Source organism: Pseudoalteromonas sp. SR45-1 (assembly GCF_014163655.1).
Taxonomy (GTDB): domain Bacteria; phylum Pseudomonadota; class Gammaproteobacteria; order Enterobacterales; family Alteromonadaceae; genus Pseudoalteromonas; species Pseudoalteromonas distincta.
In genome coordinates, this window is the sequence record NZ_JACJDR010000042.1 from 1 (window position 1) to 677 (window position 677).

Genomic DNA, 677 nt, shown 5'->3' on the forward strand with positions numbered 1-677 from the left:
GTTGGCGCGGCAGTATCAACTTCGCCTGTTGTTGTTGCGGTAGTTTCATTACCTGCTGTATCGGTAACCGATACTTCAACCGTAAACTCACCCTCACTTAATTCATTTGGTACATCAACACTAAAGGTACCATCAGCTTGTACTTCAGTGGTGATAGTTTGTGGATTACCAGCTTCATCAGTTACTGTAATAGTAACAACCGTGCCTTCTGGCTCACCCGTCGCGGTGCCTGAAATAGTTGGGGTGGTGTTGTTAGTATCACCTACTGGGTCAATAATAACTGTTGGCGCGGCAGTATCGACTTCGCCTGTTGTTGTTGCGGTAGTTTCATTACCTGCAGTATCGGTAACTGATACTTCAACAGTAAATTCGCCTTCACTTAATTCGTTAGGTACATCAACACTAAAGGTGCCATCGGCTTGCACTTCTGTGGTTATAGTTTGTGGATTACCAGCTTCATCAGTTACTGTAATAGTAACAACCGTGCCCTCTGGCTCACCCGTCGCGGTGCCTGAAATAGTTGGGGTGGTGTTGTTAGTATCACCTACTGGATCAATAATAACTGTTGGCGCGGCAGTATCAACTTCGCCTGTTGTTGTTGCGGTAGTTTCATTACCTGCTGTATCGGTAACCGATACTTCAACCGTAAACTCACCCTCACTTAATTCATTTGGTAC

At 45.3% G+C, this 677-nt stretch carries 1 protein-coding gene; it reads right to left on the reverse strand.

Annotated features, from left to right (window positions below; all coding sequences use genetic code 11):
* Window positions 1-677: Ig-like domain-containing protein (locus H5089_RS20035; protein WP_182712956.1), on the reverse strand; the 677-nt coding region annotated here is incomplete at both ends.